Below are 20,678 nucleotides of genomic sequence, written 5' to 3' on the forward strand. Positions count from 1 at the left end.
ATTTTTCGTTCTAGATTGGCTATAAGATACCAATTTTGACAGCGCTGTCAAAACTAAATAACAAATTTGTCACAACTATTTTTTAAGAAAAGAAAACAGTAACGAGATTTCAATATGTTACTGTCTGGTCGGTACAGTTATTCAGGAAGTGAGTAAGAGAACGTATAAAAGTGCTGACCGTCTTGGATATCGATAACAAGCGAGCCGCTTATGCCAGATAGCTCATGAGTGCCAGAGCCAGGCATGATATCAATCACCAACGATTGGCCTTGTGCTGACATATGCCCTTGATGAATAAACGTAAAACCGCCCTTTTTGCCCGCAAGTTCACCATCAAAATCCTCAATAGCAATGTAACTAGCGTGGCCATTTTCCAGTCTTTTACTCAACATTTGGCCAACAGCCTTACCTGTTAATTCACCATGGTATGTTTTATCGATGAGCATTCGACCTGCGTTCACTTTGTCGTCTTTTTGAGGTGTTAAAGACACATCAAACTTGCCGGTTGCTTCCATACTAAACTCTTGTATTGTTTTTGCCTTTACCTTGATAGATAACAGTGGAAAGTGCAATAGCGACATGAAGATAAAAACAATTTTAACTAATGACGTTAGCTTCATGTTGCTCACCAATGAGCCACTGTTACGAGTAAACATTATCTCGCCCCATTTGCTTCGCCAACATCAAGCGCGCATCGGCTATCTTTATTGCTTCACCAAGAGATGTCTTTTGGTCATCACCAAATACACCAAAACTTGCAGTAAATTTAATGTCATGACCATCAAGCGCTATGGTTAAATGGCGCGTCGATTGGCAGAGGCGCTTAGCAATATCACGCGCCAATTCAATAGAAGCATGAGGTAATTTAATCAAAAATTCTTCACCGCCATACCGAATAACAGAATCCTCATTGCGCACGGAATTTTTGATATGTTTGGCAAAGCGCTTTATCACTTGATCACCGACACAATGCCCATATTCGTCATTGATTCGCTTGAAGTGGTCGATGTCACAGATAATCACACTGCCTTGATAATTGCTATGATAAAACTCCGGCAAATGCTCATTCAGAATTTTTCTGTTGTAGGCGCCAGATAACGCATCTATTCGACTGTCTTTTCTCGCCATTGCGATAATTTTGTTCAGGAACAGCGCATAAATTGCCAGTGTAATCACAACTGTGTTACTCATCACAATCAGCAAAAACGCCCAAGAAAACTGTACTTGTTGATCGGTAAACAAGGCGGCTAAGGGGTAACTTACAACGAGGTTAAATAATACGTAACAAAGCCCTAACTGATAAAACAAAGTACCGCGGTTTCTGCTCAACCGGCCTTTCAGCGTCAAACTCAACGCAAACAACACTAAGCCTCCTTCAGTAAGAGCCAACAACACATTTCGAACAACAAAATTATCGCGCCACACTAAGGTAACAAGCACCACAAAAATCAACAATGCACTATAAAAGCGGTTGTTAATACTGCCATGTTTGACTTTAAAGAGCAGAGAAGTCGCTAACACAATTGAAAAGTAGCTACTAATGAATAAGACATTAGCTATAGAGGTCGTGATATTAATCAAAGCCGTCTGATTGGCATACAAAACCTGTTGAGAACCAAAAAAGTATCCTGCACCCCACAACAAAATAGTCGCTCGACAAAAACGTAACGATGTCCTGTCGCGTGTTGATTCAAGAGGAGGAATAAAGAATAGACTGAGGAACATTAGCAAGCTGAGAATCAAGCCAATGCTGTTTAACCAATGAACAATCCCTGTTGCCGACATAGCTGATTAAATCCTTTTAATCTACTAGCTGAAAAGTAGGCGTAGTAAAATAGCGCCAGTGAGCTAAAAAGTCTAGCTCACTGGCGACAAAAGCGAAATCTTTATTTTGCTTTCATACGCGCTAAATTATTCAGCTGGTGCACAGATAACATGTGCGCATAAATTGGTGACAAATAGCCACGCTTTTTCATGTCAATAAAATCTTCATCTGATAACGCATTGAGTTTGCGTTCATCTACCAAGTATACCCCGCTTAACTGGCGTTTTTGTTCACCTAGTTGAATGTTTAACGTTTGCTCTACCAGAAGTTCTTTTTCTGCAAGAAAACGTGTAAACGCTTTAGTGACGTGCATGTTTTCGAAGTATTTACCTATCGCGTTTTTGCGGTTTTCCATGAACGGTGTTTCTTTGCCTTCTTCATCAAAAACAGCTTCGCCTTCTTGATTGTTCATGATGACATCGTCTTCGATTAGTAACACTTGCATGTCTTCCGGGTTTTCTGGAGACGGCATTAACGCCAATGGATAATGTGTTACAACAGCTGGCACGTAGCCACCTTTCCACGTTTCCTCGCCAACAAAAAGGTTTTCACCTTCTTCAAAGCCCAATACGGCTACTGACTGAAACTCACCTGTTTCTGAGTTTTTGACAAATACGATTGGCATCTCTGCACTCGCATTTGAAAATTCGTGAACGATAAGCGGCACTATTTGTTGGTCGCTTACGTGCGGAAAATGACGCGTTTTAGGTAATTTAATTTTACCGTGATCGATGGCATTTAACGGTCTAACCGGCGCACTCATATTGTTTCCTTTATTGTATATCTATTTTTTAACACAAGCGTTATAGCAGATTTGCTCAGTGATGTAACCCTTGAAAGCGTCTTACTTCCCGCTCTTTTTAGTTTTTGCGAACAACATTTGACAACGCTGTCATAAGTTTTATGATGAAGACTGATAAATATTGAGTAGAAAATATGCAGCGTCCAAGTTCAATTGCCATTGTAGGCGGCGGCACAGCTGGGTGGATGGCAGCTTCACTGCTTGAACATGCCTGGGCACAATATGGTACACATATCACCTTAATTGAATCGGAAGCTATTGAGACCATAGGCGTTGGCGAGGGCTCAACCCCTTCACTGCAAGCTTTCTTTAAACTGCTTGGTATTGAAGAGTCACACTGGATGCCAGCTTGTCACGCGACCTATAAGTGTGGCATACGGTTTCCACATTGGACGAGTCACCTTCAAGACAATACCTATTTTCACCCCTTTTACTCCGATCATGATTGGAAAACCGGCCAAGCATATCTTCACAACGTTAACCTTCGACGACAGGGCTATGATATCGAAGCCAAGCCAGATCCTTACTGGCTGCAACACTACTTAGCAAAGTCAGGTAAATGCCCGGTTTTGGAAAAGCCTCAAGACCACTCACTGGATTATGGTTACCACTTCGACTCAGCACTGCTTGGTAAATTTCTCAAAAACCGACTACTGAAGCGAGGCAAAGTAAACCATACCATCGGAACAGTCGAACATATTAAGTCGGGTGTAAACGGCATAGAAAAACTTATCACAGCAAATGGCGAAGTATTAGAAGCTGACTTGTATGTCGACTGCACAGGTTTTGCAAGCTTACTTCTGGGTAAAACGCTAAACGTCGATTTCGAAGATTTTAGTGATGCACTGCCCAATGACAGGGCTGTTGCCATAGCAAGCAAAATCGACCTAACAAATGACCTTATTCCTGAAACGACTTCTATGGCATTAACACATGGCTGGGCATGGAAGATTCCCCTTTCGTCTCGCTTTGGCAATGGCTATGTATACAGCAGTCATTACTTATCCGAAGAGCAGGCTGAACAAGAACTTAGGGACTATTTAGGCGTCGACAAATCAGTACCAGCGAAGCATTTAAGAATGCGCGTGGGCCGATATCAGCAGCATTGGTGCAAAAATGTATTGGCTGTAGGACTATCTCAAGGGTTTATTGAGCCACTAGAAGCGACTGCTATCGCCACACTTCAGTACACTGTTGAGCATTTTATCGCGCTACATGAAGACGATGCGCAATTACCGAACACTTCAGGCAGAGCAAGCAATGTATTTAACCAGCGCATTAACGCCATTTTCGATAGCATAAAAGACTATATTTGCCTGCATTACCGCATGAATACACGGACTGACAGCGTCTATTGGCAAGATTGCGCAAACAATAAAAATCATTCAGACAAACTCCAAGCGATTATTGACGCTTGGGATAGACCTGAGGTGAATTTCACGCAAGCACTGCACAATTTTGATTCTGAAACCATGTATTTTGCGCCTAGTTGGTATTGTTTGCTTGCCGGTAAAGGGCGTTTATCTAAAATAGGAAAAACCAAGCCTTTCGATAAAAAAGTGGCTTCACTTGACGATATTGAGCGCTACTGCCAACATCAAGCTTCATTCTTTCGTGATCACGTAGAACAGCTCAAACATATTTACGGACAACAACACCCTATATTTTCTGTAATCCGTGCTGAATAATTTTTTCGATTAACGCCCTATGTTCGGGTAACTGTGTCAGCAGTTGTTGTTTTGCCTGCTCTAAATAACGTGCCGCTCGCTTTGCATCATCCCGATCGTTATTTACGTTCAGTGCACCAGAGGTGCTTTTGAAACGCATGCCATACAATACGTAAAGGTAATTGTCCAAATCGAATACTTCAAACTTCGAAAAAAAGTCTTCACTGATAGGCGCCTGACATTTCCATAGTGACAAACGCTCTTTCAACGTCTCTGAAAGTAAAGACTCTTCACGATTATCACGCCAAAACTCGCTATCATCGCGATCTGACAAATAGTAATGTAACTTAATAAAGTCTATCGTACGCTGCCATGCATAACCCACTGTTTCGTTGTAGCGCGTCTCCAGAAAGTCGAATTCTTGACTATCAAAAGGGAAGCGCTTTGCTAGAAAACTTGCAGCAAAGTCAGTCAATAAAATTGATGTTGCTTCAAGTGGCTCGACAAACCCTTGCGCTAACCCCAATGCGACACAGTTTTGATGCCAAAACTTTTCTCGATAACCAATTCTCATCGGAATTTCACGAACAGTCAGGTTGTCAATCTGAGCGCCAACATAATGCCTGAGCTTTTGATGTGCCATATCGCCTGAAAGGTGCTTGCTGCTATAGACCAAACCCACGCCACGCCTATTAGGCAACGTAATATCCCATATCCAGCCCGCTTGATGCGCTGTTGCTAGGGTATACGGTGGAATAGCTGACTTACCATCTGTAGGTACTTGAACAGCCAATGCTTTATCTACAAACAGTGAATCACCTTTATCGACAAAAGGTACTTTCAGTGCTTTGTCGAGCAGTAAGCCGTGAAAGCCAGAACAATCAATATAGAAGTCGTACTTTATTTCCCCTAACTCGGTGGTCTTAAGAGATTTGATGCCGCCCGACTGTGTCAAATGCACCTGCTCAACCGTTGCTTGAAGATGATCGATACCAAAGCGTTGAATCGCATTTTTTGCTAGCAATTTAGCGAATTTTGACGCGTCAAAGTGATAGGCATAACCTGCTGCCGATTCGTATTCTGGTGTTGTGATGAGCTTTGGTGCTTTGCCAGCCTCACATAAGTCATGTTGAAAGCTGGCATGTTGTGCAAAGGGAGTGTTTGAGTCGTTGGCATGATGATTTAGCCAATCATTCGTCTGTAATTCACTAAACTTATAAGGTTTCTCAAAAAGGTGGTGATAAAAGTTATTGTCGCCATGCTTGCCTTTGTTGAGCCAATTGACAAATTTAATCGACTGTTTAAACGTCACGTCACACTCACGAATGAGATCGGCTTCACTAATACCAAAGTGTTTCAAGGTGCGGCGGATCTCTGGAACAGTGCCTTCACCTACGCCGATAGGTGCGATATTGGGTGACTCAATCACATCGACTGATACAGTTTTATTAGCGAATAACGCTTTGCCTAAATGGTTTGCAGCCAGCCACCCTGCTGTACCGCCTCCAACTATTGCAACTCTGGAAATTTTCATCGTGCGCATCACCTTCATTCATTTAACTTCTATCATCCATGACACCGCGGCATACCGTACTTCCTGTACATAAAAAAGCCCAGCAATTGCCGGGCTTAAGCTTCTAATCTAGGGAGATAATTAGAAACGTACTGCAACACCTACTTTGTAGCGTGCTTCACCTTCGAAGCTCCATGCAGGGTAACCAAGCTTAAGCTCAGGTTTAACGTCTGCTTCAATTGGCGCTACACCCGTTTGAATGCTGTCTTCTTCAGTAATGTTAACGGCTTCAAACGTAATATCTAAGTAATCAGTTACTGCATAGCCTGCACTGAAATCTAGCGTACCATATGAGTCGTGCTCACGGTTACCGTAGAAACCCGGTAATTCACGAATCATGTACTCTGAACGCCAGTTGTATGCCAAACGAGCGCTGAACTTGTCTGCTTCGTAGTAACCTACCATGTTCACCGTATGGTCTGATGAATCAGAGAACTCACTGATTAAATCAGGGTAGTTTGAAGCTGGCGAGCTTGAATCAGCAAACGTGTAGTTAACTGAGTAACCAAAACCATTGTCAAACGCGTCTTGCAATTGAAGCTCGATACCTTCAATCTCACCGCCACCAGCATTCACTTTCGTTGATACAGTCCACGAATCAACACCTGATTCCGGCGGTACAACACCAATTTCTTGGTCTAATAGCTGCGTCGATGTCACGAACGACGTAATATCTTTAATGAAGTACGTTGCACTGAACATACCGTCTTCACTGAAGTACCACTCGACACCTAAATCAGCTTGGGTCGCTTTGAACGGGTCTAAACCAACATTACCCTTAGTTAATACTTCATTGCCTGGTGTACCATCATCATAACCCGCGAAAGAAGATGCAGAGAACATGTCAGTGTAGTTCGGGCGAGAGATAACTTGTGCCGCTGATGCACGTAAGATGACATCTTCAGTTAAATCAAACGCTACATTAACGCTTGGCAATACATCATTGTAGTCTGCTTTATCTGTAGACAAAGAATCCGCATATACGCCGTTGTTGAAGCTGTAGAAATCAGATTCAGCATCTGTTGATACGTAACGTAAGCCGAAGTTACCGCGAATGCCGTCGGCTTCAAAGTCAGCCATTACATATAGTGCTAAGTTCTCTTCTTCAATCGTACCGTAACCCGACTTATAAACATCAGAAGTATTATCAAAGCTTGAGAAAGCACCGTATGCATCGTCTAGCATGTTGCCAATGTTTGGATTCGGTAACTTAAAGCCTGCACCAGAAGACACTGAGCCTGAGTAGTAGTGAGACGCATCTTTACCACCTGGATAAGGATCAACCGTATTTACCGTGAATGTTTCCTGCTTCACTTCGTGATCTGTCCAACGAACACCTGTTTTGAATTGCGTAATTGCACCAAGCTCCACAGGTACCGTTAAATCAAACTGTGCGTAAGTTTCTTCGTCAGAGTTAGGTTGCTTTTTAAGTGCCCAAGAGGCTGGCGATAACTCACCCTGGAAGTCTTCTGGGCCAAAATGTTTGTTTGCGATATCAATTTTGATTTCATCGCCTGTAGCGTCGTATGTACCAGCAAAGTCACCCGGTGTACCAATCCAGAAACCGTAGTTTGCCGTTAAGTCTGTACCACCATCTGATTCAGTAGTACCAATACGACCTTCTAACGTGAAGTTGTCGCCTTCATAAGTGAAGTCAAAATCAACAGTGTCAGATGTCATACTACCTGCACGTGCCCATGTCTGTGCCCAACCTGGATTAGCGCCAGTGCCTGAACGACGGTAGAACGTACATGTACCTTCTGCATTCGTTTGCTCACATGCTGCATCCTTGTCATCAGGGAACATAGCGAATAATGACGTATTGGTGTTGTCCGCTTCTAATTCCAGGCTGATAACATTCAAACCAATTTCTAAACGCTCTGTTGGGCGGTATTGAAGTGCAACATTGAATGCTGTGCGCTCGCGGTCTTGCTGGAATGTTGATGGAACAATATCACCCCAACCAACAAGTGACTCAACACCGTTACGTTGATAGGTTGTTTCAGCAATTGATGCTGACACCATAAAGCCGAAATCTTCTGCGTCGTTCTTCCAGCTGTATAGGCCTGAATACTGTGGATCAGTTTCCTCAGAAATTGTACCGTAATCACCTTTCAAACTTGCAAAAACGCTGTTTGCATCTAGCTCTAAAGGCTTACGTGTGTTGACGATAACCGTACCACCAACACCGCCTTCAGGCAGGTCAGCTTGTGATGATTTGTATACTTCGATACCACCAATGATTTCAGGTGGAAGCAATGTGTAGTTGAAACTGCGGTCGATAGATTGCTGATCGTACCAACCGGTAGATGCTACTGTGTGACCATTCAAAAGTGTGCGCGTTAATTGGCTTGAAGCGCCGCGAATTGACACCTGCTGACCTTGACCAAATTGACGGTTTACCGCAACGCCAGGGATACGTCCTAGTGACTCGCCAACATCAGAATCTGGGAATTTACCCACATCTTCCGCAGTTACGGCATCGATAACCGAGTTAGAGAAACGCTTAGCATTAAGTGATTGTTTTAGTGAACCACGAATACCGCGAACTTCAATTTTTTCAATGTTGTCGTCAGCTTGCGCTTCATCAGCATAAGCGACTGAAGCAGGAACACCTGCTAGTGCGACAGCAATGCTAGTTGCTAGAGCACCTTTTTTGAATGTAAATGTAGACATCGACTTTCCCTTATACACGTTTTTGTAATGTTTTCATTATCTTATTGGTTATTAGATGACAGCGTTGTCTTTTTCTTTTATGACAGCGTTGTCATTAACTTGACATTTACGATACACAGAAAAATTTCATTTGGCTACACTTTGTTCACATTTAAGTCACAACATCCTATTAACACATTGTAATTAAATGATTTATTTTTAGTTGCAATGTTCAAAATTCAGCTAGAAACAACTCATATTTATATGATATTTCAGGCATAAAAAAGGCGGTATTAACCGCCTTGATGATATTTGTTATGTCCCCGGCTCTATTGGCTTCGTACTTGATGAAAGTATCTAATCAACTGCTCCGTGGAGCTGTCATGTTCCCTAGGCGCACTTTCATCCTCTAACTGTGCTTGTATTGTTTTTGCCAATCCTTTGCCTAACTCCACACCCCATTGATCAAACGAGCAAATATCTAACAGCACGCCATGAACAAAGATTTTATGCTCATACAATGCAATCAAGCTGCCCAACGTCTTTGGTGATAAGCGGTGCAACAATATGGTATTTGTTGGCCGGTTACCTTGATGTACTTTGTGAGGTGCTACCATATCAATAAACTCATCTGTGCGACCTTTGGCTTTCAGATCAGCTCGCACTTGTGCTTCGCTTACTCCTGTCATCAGCGCTTGTGTCTGCGCAAAAAAGTTCGACATCAAGGTTTCGTGGTGCCCCGCTACTGGCGTGACGCTCTCGATAGAGCCGATAAAATCAGCTGGCACGATATTATTGCTTTGGTGCAAGTATTGATAAAAAGCATGCTGACCATTAATGCCAAGTTCTCCCCAAATAGATGGCACAGTGGCATAGCTCAGTGTTTCACCATTCACGTTTACTGACTTACCATTACTTTCCATCTCCGCCTGCTGAAGATAAGCGGCCAGCCTGTGTAATGTTTGATCATAAGGTAAAATAGCCTGGGATTTAGCACCAAGGAACGTCGTATTCCATAAGCTCAAAAGCGCCAATGTAACCGGCATATTGTGAGTAAGAGGCGCACGCTTGAAATGATCATCCATAGACTTTGCACCAGCAAGCAACTCTTTGAATTTATCGAACCCTAGATCAAGTGCGATTGGGAGCCCAATAGCCGACCAAAGTGAAAAACGACCTCCGACCCAATCCCACATATCGAAAATATTCTCTGCTTCAATACCAAATGCTTGTGCGTTTTCGGTATTGGCAGTTACCGCAACAAAATGCTTAGCAATAGAGGATTGGTCAAAACTCGCTGCTGTAAGCCAGTTCATTGCCGTACGGGCGTTAGTCATTGTCTCCGCGGTGGTAAATGTTTTACTGGAGACAATAAATAATACTTTCTGTGGATCTAAAGGACGCAAGGTCTCAACTATTTGTGCACCATCTACATTGGAGACGTAATGCACATTCACACTGTTATCGCTGTAGTGCTTTAGCGCTTCAGTCACCATCTGTGGGCCAAGATTTGAGCCACCAACCCCCAAATTCACAACATCCGTAATACGCTTACCTGAATACCCTAACCACTTTCCTTGTCGAACTTTGTCACTGAAACTTTTTATTTTTAACAGCTGCTGCTCAACACTTGCTCGTACGTTTTGCCCGTCAACGCTGACATCTGCAGAGACAGAGTCACGCAGTGCGGTATGAAGTACCGCTCTATTCTCGGTTTTATTGATTCGTTCCCCGGCAAACATTCGGTCGCGCCAGCTAGTAATATCAACTTCTTCCAGCAAAGACTGCAGAGCCTCTATGGTCTCATCATCAATTCGATTTTTTGAGTAGTCGAGCAAGATCTCATCGAAAGACATTGAATACTTTTCAAACCTGTTTGCATCAACCGCAAACAAATCGTTTAAGTGTTGTGCCTTTTTCTTCTCTGCGATGGCTGATAGCAGTTTCCAGCTTGGCAGTTGTTCTCTGGTCGACATGTTTTCTTCCTCTACTCTCTTATTTTCGTTGCACAATAGATAAAAATGACAGCGCTGTCAATTCAATTAAAAATCAAGGTTGAGTGTGTCAAATATGATTAATCTGTGAATAAATCGTTGCGGCGTCGCCTGTTTCACAATAACCTAATGCCGAAAAACTAGTATCAAGGGTGTAGGATAGTAAGTCGGATGAAAGCTACCATTAACGACGTTGCAAAGCAGGCAGGCGTATCAATTAAAACAGTCTCTCGTGTCATGAACAACGAGCCATCTGTGAGACAGCCTACCCGTGAAAAAGTGATGGCAGCCGTTGAAGCACTCAACTATCAACCTAATCTTGCGGCGCGTAACCTGGCAGGCACGAAAGCCTATAGCATCGCGTTCGTCTATGACAATCCCAATGCCTACTACGTCATTGACATGCAAAATGGCATTTTATCCGCCTGTAAAAAGCAAGGATTTGAGCTTGTTATACACCCTTGTGACTCAACGAAACCCGATATCATTGATGAAATTACCAATATGGTTAGAACCTCGCGTATTGCTGGTTTAGTGCTCACTCCTCCATTTTCAGAAATGCCTGAATTCGTTGAAAAAATTAAAGCTTTAGATGTCAGTGTCGTGCGTATTATGTCAGGTGATGCCGCACCGGATGACTTAACTCCATGTGTCATGATTGACGACCACGCAGCGGCCTACAGCATTACAGAGCATTTAGTGAATTTGGGACATAAGCACATTGCTTTTATTGCTGGTGGTTTAGAACACAAGTCGAGTACCGAGCGACTCAACGGCTACAAAGCTGCACTAGAAGCTAATAATATTAAAGTTACCCCAGAGCACATTATTCAAGGCGAATACTCGTTTGATTCAGGCGTTGAAGGCGCAAAATCATTAATGTCACTGTCCAATAAACCCACGGCGATATTTTCTTGTAACGATGAAATTGCGGCGGGTGCATTGTTTGCATCTCGTTTAATGAATATAGCCATTCCAGAACAGCTATCCATTGCTGGCTTTGAGAACAGTCCTTTCTCGCGTCAAACTTGGCCAAAGCTGACCACAGCACATCAACCTAACCAAGCTATTGCGGAAAAGGCGGCGAATTTATTAATTTCTCACACGAGAAAGCATGATAACTCGGTATCTGAACAGCTATACACACCTGAACTTGTAGTAAGAGACTCAACCACGACAATCAACTAAGCTTCAAATAAAGTTTTGTACTCTACTGCGCCGAATAAGCGCGCATGAACATATCTACGCAGCTACTCAAGTAATCCATCACCTCTGATTCTGTTAGCTGCTTTTTGGTATTAAACTCACAACGCATCCACCCTTCGCCTTTCATTAAGTTCAAAAATTGAATCGCTGCATGGCGAGGCTTTTCAATTTTGAGCAAACCTAACTGATGACACTTTTCCATCAATTTAGTCATCTCATCTGTTAGACGTTCAGGTCCCGCTTCATAAAAAAGCTCGGATAATTGAGGGTAGGTTTTGGATTCAAAGGCACAGATTTTATGAACTGCTAGCGCCTCTTTTGACGTAATCATGTCAAAGAAACGTTTAGCAACCAGCAAAAAAGTGTTTGGTAGGTTTGAGAAGTCTAGGGTGTCGACGTCAATATTTATTTCAGCATCACATTTATTGGCAATAGACGCTGCAAACAAGTCTTCTTTGCTACCAAAATGACTGTAGACCGTTTGTTTAGACACATCGGCGTGTTGCGCAATTTGCGACATACTTGTTGCCAAATAGCCGTTCTCGGTAAACAGCTCTGTGGCTGCTGTGAGAATTTGGTTGCGCTTGGCTTCATTCTTACTACGAATTTTTGTCATAAACTTACACTAGGCTGACGTTATTCCCGTACTCTAACTAAAATGGACTAGACAGTCCAGTTTGAGTCAACTAAACTAACTAGACTAGTCAGTCTAGTCTAATATTATAAATACGACACATATTGCAGGGAAAGATATGAACTTGGTTAACCCACTTGCTCGCTACCTTCTTGTTGTTCCCTTGGTAGTTGCTACTACGTTGCTTTCTGGCTGTGAGCGCAGTATTTCTGCAGAAAATGAACAGCCTTATATTCACAGTGCGACGGTTGCGACTTACAGTCGCGACGATAGCTATGAAATCGCTCGCCAATACATAGGGAAGATAGCTGCCAAACAGCAAACGCAACTCAGCTTTGAATACCCAGGTCGTGTTATCAATATTTTTGTCGACAGTGGTGACCAAGTTAAAAAAGGCCAAGTACTTGCCAAGCTAGATGTTGAACTCCTCAACATTCGTGTCGCTGAGCTAGCCGCCCAAGTTCAGCAAGTGGAAGCGCAATTAGTGCTAAATCAGTCGAATTTGAAACGCGCTCAGAAATTAATAGTGGACGACTATGCATCTGAACAAACGATTGATGAGCTGAATGCAGAGCAAAGTGTACTCAATGCAAACTTGGCTGGATTGAAAGCATCGCTTGCCGCGCTTCAATATCAAATAAAACAAGCGTCTTTGACGGCTCCATACGATGGGATCGTCAACGACCGTATGATATCAGTGGGAGACTTAGTTGCTGCTGGCAATACTGCGATGACGCTGATAAAACAAAGCCAACAAGAAATTTCTTTTGGTATTCCTGCCCAAATAGCCTCTGATATCCAAATAGGTGACAAACTCCCTGTTAGCCTAGGCACCAAGCATGTTGACGCCACTGTATCTGCTATTGGTCAACAAATAGACCCTGGCACACGAACAGTCAATGTCCGCATGTTAGTGGACGACCAAGACAAGCAAATTAGCGGGGTAATCGCACGTGTCTCGATAGAGCAGCGTATCGAAAGACCGGGTTATTGGTTACCAATTACCGCTATTACAGACGGTATTCGTGGACAATGGAATATCTATCTTGTTACAGAGTCACAAGGACAATTTAAGATAACGCCTCAAACAATTAATGTGCTGCATACCACGACTGACCAAGTGTTTGTTGCTGGCCCTACGAGCAATGACTTGACCGTTATCTCAGAAGGCTTACACCGCTACGTACCAGGTCAAATTATCCGACCAGCGAAAGGTGGAGCAGAATAATGATCCGTTCTTTTGTTCGCAATGGGCGACTAATGTCGTTAGTCATTGCTCTGCTTATCGTGGCAGGCTTAGGCGCTTTATCAACACTTCCTCGCACTGAAGATCCACGCATTCAAAACCGAAATGCAAGTGTACTAACGCAACTTCCAGGTGCCAGCGCAGAGCGTGTTGAAGTGTTAGTGACAGAAAAAATAGAACAAAAACTACGAAAGCTGGCAGAGATTGATTTAATTACCTCTACCTCACGCCCTAGCCTCTCTGTCATTCAAATAAAATTAAAAGATGAAATCGTAAACACCCGTCCAATTTGGTCACGCATTCGCGACCTAATCAGCGATGTTGTTCCTGAATTACCCGTTGAAGCAAGCCAACCAACGCTCGAGGATGACAGAGGGTATGCGTTTACCAAACTAGTAGCGTTGAACTGGCTTGATGACACTGAACCGGACTTGGCAAGCTTGGGGCGCTATGCAAATGAGCTGCAAAATCGATTGCGCTTAATACCTGGCACAGATTTAGTGTCTATCTTTGGTCGGGGCCAAGAAGAAATCTTAGTGGCAATAGACGAAGCCAAAACCTCGCGCTTACAGTTAACCGCCGAGCAGTTATCCCAACAGGTATTTTTGGCTGACGCTAAAGTATCTGCGGGGCAGCTTGTGAACCAACACAATCAAATGCAGGTTGAATTAACAGGGGCTTTAGACACTGTTGAGCGCATTAAAAATATTCCCCTAAAAACGAATGACAAAGGCAGCCTAGTGACGTTAGGTGATATCGCTGATATCAGTAAAACCCTCGCATGGCCTGCCAGTGAAATAGCAATAGTGAACGACAAACCCTCTGTTGTTGTCGCCACACGTATGCTACCTAATTTACGTATCGACAAATGGACTGAAGATGTAAAACATGCGCTGGATGATTTTGCATTATACCTGCCCCATAACATTGAACTTGAACTGTTATTTGACCAAAACACCTACACAGAAGAACGCCTAGGCGACTTAGTAAACAATATAGCCGTTGGCTTTGTACTGATTTCACTGGTATTGTTAGTCACACTTGGTTGGCGCTCGGCGCTTATAGTAGCTGTGTCACTACCTTTGACCGTGTTATTTACGCTAGCAGTAATGAATGCATGGGGCTTGCCTATTCACCAAATGTCAGTAACAGGGCTAGTGGTGGCCTTGGGGATCATGGTCGATAATGCCATAGTGATGACCGACACCATTCAAGATAAGCGCCAGCAAGGTATGCGACGTCTCGACAGCGTGGGCTATGCCGTCAAGCATTTATGGCTGCCACTTTTAGGCTCCACCGTGACAACCGTACTGGCGTTTATGCCAATTGTACTTATGCCAGGTCCCGCTGGAGAGTTCGTTGGCGGCATTGCATTAAGTGTTATTTTCTCGCTGATTGGCTCATATATTATTTCTCATACAATAGTCGCGGGATTAGCTGGGCGCTTTATTGCAAAAGGTACTGGAGGCAGCACTGCTTGGTACGTAGCGGGTATTCAACTGAATACATTGTCGAAGGCGTTTTCTCGCAGTTTACAATTTGCATTAAGCTATCGAAAAATCACAATAGCCACCGTTTTTTGCCTTCCCCTTTTTGGCTTTATCGCTGCTAAACACTTAACAGAACAGTTTTTCCCCCCCTCTGACCGAGATATGTTCCAAATAGAAGTGTTTATGCCAGCTCAAAGCAGTATCGATAACACTAAAGCCATGACAGATAAGGTAAGCCAGTACCTTTATCAGCAAGAGGGTATTGCTGCAGCACGTTGGTTTATTGGCAAGAATGCTCCCTCTTTTTACTACAACTTAATACCTTCAAAAGACGGATTGCAAAACTATGCCCAAGGCATGATCACAGCGACCAGTTTCAAAGCAGCTAACGAATTGATTCCAGTAATTCAAATGGAGTTAGATGACTTATTTCCATCAGCTCAAATTCTTGTACGTAAATTAGAACAAGGCCCTCCATTCAATGCACCTGTTGAGCTTCGCATTTTTGGCCCTAATCTGGATACGTTAAAAACACTGGGCGATGAAGTTCGGCGTGTGATGTCAGAAACAACTGATATGATGCATACGCGAGCGACACTGCAACCGGGCACGCCGAAAGTGTGGGTTCAAGCGGATGAATCAGCGGCGGCACTAACCGGTTTAACGTTAGTCGATGTGGCACAGCAGTTAGGGAACTCACTCTCTGGCCAAGTCAATGGTTCAATTATCGAAGCCACAGAGTCGATTCCCGTGCGCGTTCGTGTGAACAACAGTGATCGAGGCCAACTCGCAGACGTAGCAAATATTAACTTACAAAGCCAAATGACTGACGGCAGCATACCGTTAACATCGATTTCACACCTGACGGTGAAGCCTTCACGGGGCGCTATTCCTCACCGAGACGGTATGCGGGTTAACATAATTGAGGGTTATATTCGTGCAGGTATATTGCCATCTGAAGTCCTTGCACGCGTTCAAGATAATCTTAAAAAAGCGGATTTCACACTGCCAGCAGGTTATCGAATAGAGGTTGGAGGAGAGTCAGCAGAGCGAGATCAAGCCGTAGGGCAGCTACTGGCCAGTGTCGGTCTAATTTTCACCCTGCTAATCACTGTTGTAGTATTGTCATTTAACTCATTCCGTTTAAGCGCAATTATCTTTTTCTCAGCGGGCCAGTCCGTTGGTTTAGGCTTGTTAAGCGTTTACCTGTTTAATTATCCGTTCGGCTTTACGGTTATCGTCGGCCTGCTGGGATTAATGGGCTTAGCAATTAATGCCGCAATAGTGATAATTGCCGAATTAAAAGCTAACGAAAGTGCAGTAAGAGGTGACCAACAAGCTATCATCAAAGGCGTGCAAAGCTGCACACGGCATATCAGTTCAACCACCATTACCACTGTTGGCGGCTTCTTACCTCTGATATTAGCGGGAGGTGGTTTTTGGCCACCATTTGCGATAGCGGTCGCAGGCGGGACAGTGTTTACCACCTTGCTATCATTCTATTTTGTACCTGCGGCATTTTCGCTTTTTGCGAACAAAACACCGTTTGAACAATCTGAAGGCGAGCCAGTAGCGGTAGTGAATGTATAGAGTATAGTGGGACTAAAGCAAGTAGCTGTATGATTGTGCTACTTGCTGTCTGGATTTAAGCCTTGTTTAATTTTCTCGATGCGCTCTTGATGACGATGATGAGCGTTCAATGCCGCCACACCAAAGGCTCCGATGATAGCCACGATAGGTATCAATAAAGACAATACCTGAGGCTGTAATAATTGATTTAACCACTCCATGTGAAATACTCCTTGCTGACGAATTTATCTATTCTTCGAAATAGGTACCCCAACCATCATAATCAACTTTACACTGTTGGGCTAGTGCAACCATCTTCTCTGTTTCTTCTAAGATTAGCTCAGCATCCAAAAATTGCTCAGTAATCACGTCAAAAGCAAAGACTTTTTCACCTGTTTCAAGCTCAGCTTCTTCCGGCTCTTCAACTTCTAGGCCCATTTTAAATGCGGCTATCGCAGCCTTTTCTAAGACGTCAAAATTAGCACTAGAAAAGTGGTGTTCAATGGTATGGTAAGCTTCTTCATTACTACCATCTTCTAGCAATTCATTGACTAGCTCTTCTGTGTACTCTTGCCATTCTTGCATGTCTGGATTTTGCATTACTAGCCTCTAACTTTTATTTTGTGGTAACTCGGTACCCACTTCTTTGCTTAACGCCTGAATCTTGGTCAACATGTTGTCACGAACGTCATTAGTAATCGCTCGCACATTGTCTTTATCGTCTTCCGTTAAATATACAGGATCTAAAAATTCAATGATCATTTTACCATTGTTCCAACGGTTCAAATTAATGAAATCATGCGTGTTACTGGCACAGATTGGCACTATTGGGACACCTGCTTGTAGCGCCGTTCTAAATGCACCTGTTTTAAATGGAAGTAGGCCTCGACCGTAACTGCGAGTTCCTTCAGGGAACAACCACACTGACAAGCCCTTTTCTTTAATCTTCTCGGCCGTCAATGCAATGGTATTCATCGCTTTATTTGAATTATTTCTGTCGATTAGGATATTACCTGTAAGCCAATACATTTGACCAAAGAATGGGATCCATTTAAGACTTTTTTTCCCAACGCTCACTGTTCCTGGTTGCACGGCATTACTTACCGTGTACAAGTCGTAAGAGTTTTGATGATTACAGATATAGACGACCGGGCCAACGTTCGACAACGATGATGGTTTTCGTACTTCTACCTCAAGCCCAATCACTTTCGACATGCTACCCAATATACGCGCAGCTGTGAAAACATTATTCTTATGGAAAGGCCTCAACAAGCTGAATAAACAAGCAAAGACTGACAATAAACCGATGCCCAGTGTCAAAATGATGATTCGAATTACAGCTAACAAGTGTACGCCCCTGAGTTAAATAAGGGGGCGAAGTATACATGGAAATAGCCAATTAATTAATCTATCGACGGTGATATTTTGTAATACAGTTGTTTTCTGAGCATAAAAAAAGCCAGCATTGCTGGCTTTTCATCGAGAAATAACGCTTAGAATGAGTAAGTAGCACCAAGAAGCGCTTGTGTGTAACTATCTTCTGTCACCCACGTATTAGTGCCTTCTGTCGCCTCGTCACCTAGTGATGTACCTGTCACTGCACCTAATAGTGTCCAACGATCCGTTAATTTGTATGTACCGATAAGGCCTAACGTTGCGTTTACCGTTGATTCATCATTACGGTAGTAGTACGCCGCCATATCTTCATCTAAGCTCTCAAGCTTACCCATGATAGACACGCTGTATTTTTCATTCGCTAACAGCGTATAAGTCGCTTGAGCGTATAATTTAGCACCATCAGATTCATCTGAAATATCATTGACGAAACCAACTTCAGCATTAAACATGCCGCGAGAGTATGCCATGTTAATACCTGCCATGATTGAATCTTCACGGTCCTGTAACGGCGCATTAACCTTAACATCGTCTTTGTCGAAGCCACGGTGTACCGTAATGACACCACCAGCACGGAAACCATTATCTGACTTGAATAACCAGCCACCAAGCTTGTTATATTTGAAGTAGAAACGGTCATTGTAACTTACGTTGATAAGAGGAACACCAACGGTTTCATTATCGTCACCACCTACGTATTCAGGCAAACTAGCTGCACCTAAACCTACCTGGCCATGGAAACCCTGTTTAGCGTCTGCTTTAGTGCTTGGAATCGCCGACATGTTGCCAACAGTACTTGCTGCAAATGCTGATGCACTGGCTAAACCTAATGCGAGTGTAATGTATCTAATCATTTTTATTTCCCTTAATAATTTATAAATATTTTTCTATGGTCTTACTTAAGAAGGCTTGAGAACTTTTATATCAAATAGTTTACATACTGATGAAACCAAAATGAGTTACTATTTAATTTAGCAACAAAATTTTCGATATTAAATACGTTCAATGCCTTCCATTTTACGACAAAAGCTTTCTAGTCAGTTCCAGTGTTCTGAGAGAGTTTTGTAACACAACGTTAACACTAACTCTCACCTAGCCCAAATGTCTCTTGTTCATGCTCATCTGCATATTGCTCTTTGATTTCCAAAATTCTGGGCATGCACTCAAGAAACTCAGGCACTAAGGCTGGATCAAAATGTTGACCGGCCTCTTCTTTCAGTAATTTGACTACTTTTTCAAGCGGCCATGCTTTTTTGTAAGGGCGCTCAGATGTCAAGGCATCAAACACATCAGCGATAGCAACAATTCGAGCACTTAGCGGAATTTCCTCACCTTTGAGTCCTTTGGGGTACCCTTTGCCATTCCACTTCTCGTGGTGTCCAAGGGCAACTTCTCGCGCTAGCCTTAGCAACTCAGAATCATCACAACCGAGAATATCTGCGCCATATTCAACATGCTTTTGCATGATATCCCATTCTTCTTCATCCAACTTACCCGGCTTCAATAACACACGATCGGGTATCCCTATTTTGCCAATATCGTGCATAGGTGCGGCATTAAACAAAAGCTCCGCCCATTCATCATCGACACCAATTTTTTCAGCAAGAAATCGTGAATAATAACTCATGCGAATAACATGCATGCCCGTTTCGTTATCTTTGTATTCAGCGGCTCTACCCAGTCGTTTAATGATTTCATGACGAGTCTTATCTATTTCAGCCGTCCGTTGTCGGACTTGCTCTGCAAGTTCTCGCTGTTGGTCGTACAACGCTAGGTGAGTTTTAATTCGGGCAAGCACAATTGGCATACTGACGGGTTTTGTAATGTAGTCAACTGCCCCTAATTCAAAGCCCATTTGTTCATCTTTAATCTCAGTTTTAGCCGTTACAAAGATAACAGGAATGTCACGTGTCAACGGGTTAGATTTGAGCTCCCGACACACTTGATATCCATCCATTTCTGGCATCATGATATCGAGTAGAATAAGGTCAGGTTTTTGCTTAGAGGTTGCTATTTTCAGCGCTAGCTTTCCGTTAACTGACGCTTTGACCTTGTAATAGGGTCTTAAAATGCCCGTCAATACATCAATATTATCGGGGTTGTCGTCAACGACTAAGATAGTCTGTAATTCAGGTTGACTCATTATGCCTCCCCAAATAACGTTGCTAAGGTATTTTCTACCTTTATTTTATCCACGGGCTTTAACAAAAAGCCATCCTGCTCAGAGACGTCTGCTGGCAATTCAGTGCCAGATACATAGACTATTTTGATACTATCCGCGCCGGGTAATTCACGCAACTGAGTGGCTGTTTCATCGCCCGACATACCCGGCATTTGAACATCGAGAAAAACAACATCAGGCATGACTTTTCCTGCAATCCGCAACGCTAATTGCCCCGATATTGCGGCTTTAACTTTGACTTGTTCAGGCAACAAGCCGCGCAACACATCAATATTGCTGGGCTCATCATCAACTAACAACGCAGTTATGTTCGGAATGGCCATAAAAAATCCTCAGCGCTAGAACTGCCCTATAAAAAGCAGCTCAACTATTCTCTATTGTTATTGATATCAAACGCTTGCAGAAAATAGTCTCGTATTGTCCCTTACCTCTAGGTTGAA

General features: G+C 43.1%; 17 protein-coding genes. 4 read left to right on the top strand and 13 right to left on the bottom strand.

All coding sequences use genetic code 11. The annotated features are described in order from the left end of the window. Positions 1–137: 137 nt before the first annotated feature. The 3 genes from ACFSJY_RS02950 to ACFSJY_RS02960 all read right to left on the bottom strand — a co-directional run bounded on the left by ACFSJY_RS02950 (position 138) and on the right by ACFSJY_RS02960 (position 2,588). Positions 138–656: a DUF3224 domain-containing protein gene (locus ACFSJY_RS02950; RefSeq protein WP_386030940.1), complete on the bottom strand. Its 519-nt coding sequence runs from the start codon at positions 654–656 to the stop codon at positions 138–140. Next, positions 643–1,785, bottom strand: a complete 1,143-nt coding sequence (locus ACFSJY_RS02955; RefSeq protein ID WP_386030942.1) for a GGDEF domain-containing protein — start codon at positions 1,783–1,785, stop codon at positions 643–645. Before ACFSJY_RS02955 ends, ACFSJY_RS02950 begins: the two co-directional genes overlap by 14 nt. Positions 1,786–1,886: 101 nt before the next feature. Continuing rightward, positions 1,887–2,588 carry a SapC family protein gene (locus tag ACFSJY_RS02960; RefSeq protein ID WP_386030944.1) on the bottom strand — a complete coding sequence of 234 codons (702 nt, stop codon included), beginning with the start codon at positions 2,586–2,588 and terminating at the stop codon, positions 1,887–1,889. Positions 2,589–2,761: 173 nt separating this feature from the next. Here ACFSJY_RS02960 and ACFSJY_RS02965 point away from each other — a divergent pair, with 173 nt between their 5' ends. Continuing rightward, entirely contained in the window at positions 2,762–4,315 is a 1,554-nt protein-coding gene (locus tag ACFSJY_RS02965) for a tryptophan halogenase family protein (RefSeq protein WP_386030946.1), read from the top strand. Here the strand turns inward: ACFSJY_RS02965 and ACFSJY_RS02970 are convergent. The 3 genes from ACFSJY_RS02970 to pgi form a co-directional block, all read right to left on the bottom strand. Further along, entirely contained in the window at positions 4,287–5,828 is a 1,542-nt protein-coding gene (locus ACFSJY_RS02970) for a tryptophan halogenase family protein (RefSeq protein WP_386030949.1), read from the bottom strand. The genes ACFSJY_RS02965 and ACFSJY_RS02970 overlap by 29 nt on opposite strands. A gap of 120 nt (positions 5,829–5,948) precedes the next feature. Then, positions 5,949–8,543 carry a TonB-dependent receptor gene (locus ACFSJY_RS02975; protein WP_386030951.1) on the bottom strand — a complete coding sequence of 865 codons (2,595 nt, stop codon included), beginning with the start codon at positions 8,541–8,543 and terminating at the stop codon, positions 5,949–5,951. Between the two features lie 308 nt (positions 8,544–8,851). Beyond that, complete coding sequence (gene pgi / locus ACFSJY_RS02980) at positions 8,852–10,498, bottom strand: glucose-6-phosphate isomerase (protein ID WP_386030953.1); 1,647 nt, start codon at positions 10,496–10,498, stop codon at positions 8,852–8,854. Positions 10,499–10,687: 189 nt separating this feature from the next. On the opposite strand from pgi, the gene ACFSJY_RS02985 reads away from it, so the two are divergent. Continuing rightward, positions 10,688–11,704: a LacI family DNA-binding transcriptional regulator gene (locus tag ACFSJY_RS02985; protein ID WP_386030956.1), complete on the top strand. Its 1,017-nt coding sequence runs from the start codon at positions 10,688–10,690 to the stop codon at positions 11,702–11,704. A 22-nt stretch (positions 11,705–11,726) separates the two neighbouring features. On the opposite strand, the gene ACFSJY_RS02990 is transcribed toward ACFSJY_RS02985, so the two are convergent. Continuing rightward, positions 11,727–12,338 (bottom strand): TetR/AcrR family transcriptional regulator, encoded by a 612-nt coding sequence (locus ACFSJY_RS02990; protein WP_386030959.1) that lies wholly within the window; start codon positions 12,336–12,338, stop codon positions 11,727–11,729. A 136-nt stretch (positions 12,339–12,474) separates the two neighbouring features. On the opposite strand from ACFSJY_RS02990, the gene ACFSJY_RS02995 reads away from it, so the two are divergent. Further along, the gene (locus ACFSJY_RS02995) at positions 12,475–13,584 is read left to right on the top strand and encodes an efflux RND transporter periplasmic adaptor subunit (protein WP_386030961.1); all 1,110 of its coding nucleotides are present in this window, start codon (positions 12,475–12,477) and stop codon (positions 13,582–13,584) included. Next, the gene (locus tag ACFSJY_RS03000) at positions 13,584–16,682 is read left to right on the top strand and encodes an efflux RND transporter permease subunit (RefSeq protein ID WP_386030963.1); all 3,099 of its coding nucleotides are present in this window, start codon (positions 13,584–13,586) and stop codon (positions 16,680–16,682) included. The genes ACFSJY_RS02995 and ACFSJY_RS03000 overlap by 1 nt, the downstream gene beginning before the upstream one ends. Before the next feature lie 38 nt (positions 16,683–16,720). Here the strand turns inward: ACFSJY_RS03000 and ACFSJY_RS03005 are convergent, their stop codons facing one another. The 6 genes from ACFSJY_RS03005 to ACFSJY_RS03030 all read right to left on the bottom strand — a co-directional run bounded on the left by ACFSJY_RS03005 (position 16,721) and on the right by ACFSJY_RS03030 (position 20,561). Continuing rightward, positions 16,721–16,882 carry a hypothetical protein gene (locus ACFSJY_RS03005; protein ID WP_386030965.1) on the bottom strand — a complete coding sequence of 54 codons (162 nt, stop codon included), beginning with the start codon at positions 16,880–16,882 and terminating at the stop codon, positions 16,721–16,723. Positions 16,883–16,910: 28 nt separating this feature from the next. Next, positions 16,911–17,246 carry a ribonuclease E inhibitor RraB gene (gene rraB, locus ACFSJY_RS03010; protein WP_386032209.1) on the bottom strand — a complete coding sequence of 112 codons (336 nt, stop codon included), beginning with the start codon at positions 17,244–17,246 and terminating at the stop codon, positions 16,911–16,913. A 24-nt stretch (positions 17,247–17,270) separates the two neighbouring features. Beyond that, positions 17,271–18,008, bottom strand: a complete 738-nt coding sequence (locus ACFSJY_RS03015) for a 1-acylglycerol-3-phosphate O-acyltransferase (RefSeq protein WP_386030967.1) — start codon at positions 18,006–18,008, stop codon at positions 17,271–17,273. Between the two features lie 146 nt (positions 18,009–18,154). Then, positions 18,155–18,910, bottom strand: a complete 756-nt coding sequence (locus tag ACFSJY_RS03020) for a MipA/OmpV family protein (protein WP_386030969.1) — start codon at positions 18,908–18,910, stop codon at positions 18,155–18,157. A 227-nt stretch (positions 18,911–19,137) separates the two neighbouring features. Beyond that, complete coding sequence (locus ACFSJY_RS03025; protein ID WP_386030971.1) at positions 19,138–20,199, bottom strand: HD-GYP domain-containing protein; 1,062 nt, start codon at positions 20,197–20,199, stop codon at positions 19,138–19,140. Further along, on the bottom strand, positions 20,199–20,561 hold the full coding sequence (locus ACFSJY_RS03030; RefSeq protein ID WP_386030973.1) for a response regulator: 363 nt from the start codon (positions 20,559–20,561) through the stop codon (positions 20,199–20,201). The genes ACFSJY_RS03025 and ACFSJY_RS03030 overlap by 1 nt, the downstream gene beginning before the upstream one ends. Between the last annotated feature and the right edge of the window lie 117 nt (positions 20,562–20,678).

The organism is Thalassotalea euphylliae (assembly GCF_042682785.1).
Taxonomy (GTDB): domain Bacteria; phylum Pseudomonadota; class Gammaproteobacteria; order Enterobacterales; family Alteromonadaceae; genus Thalassotalea_F; species Thalassotalea_F euphylliae.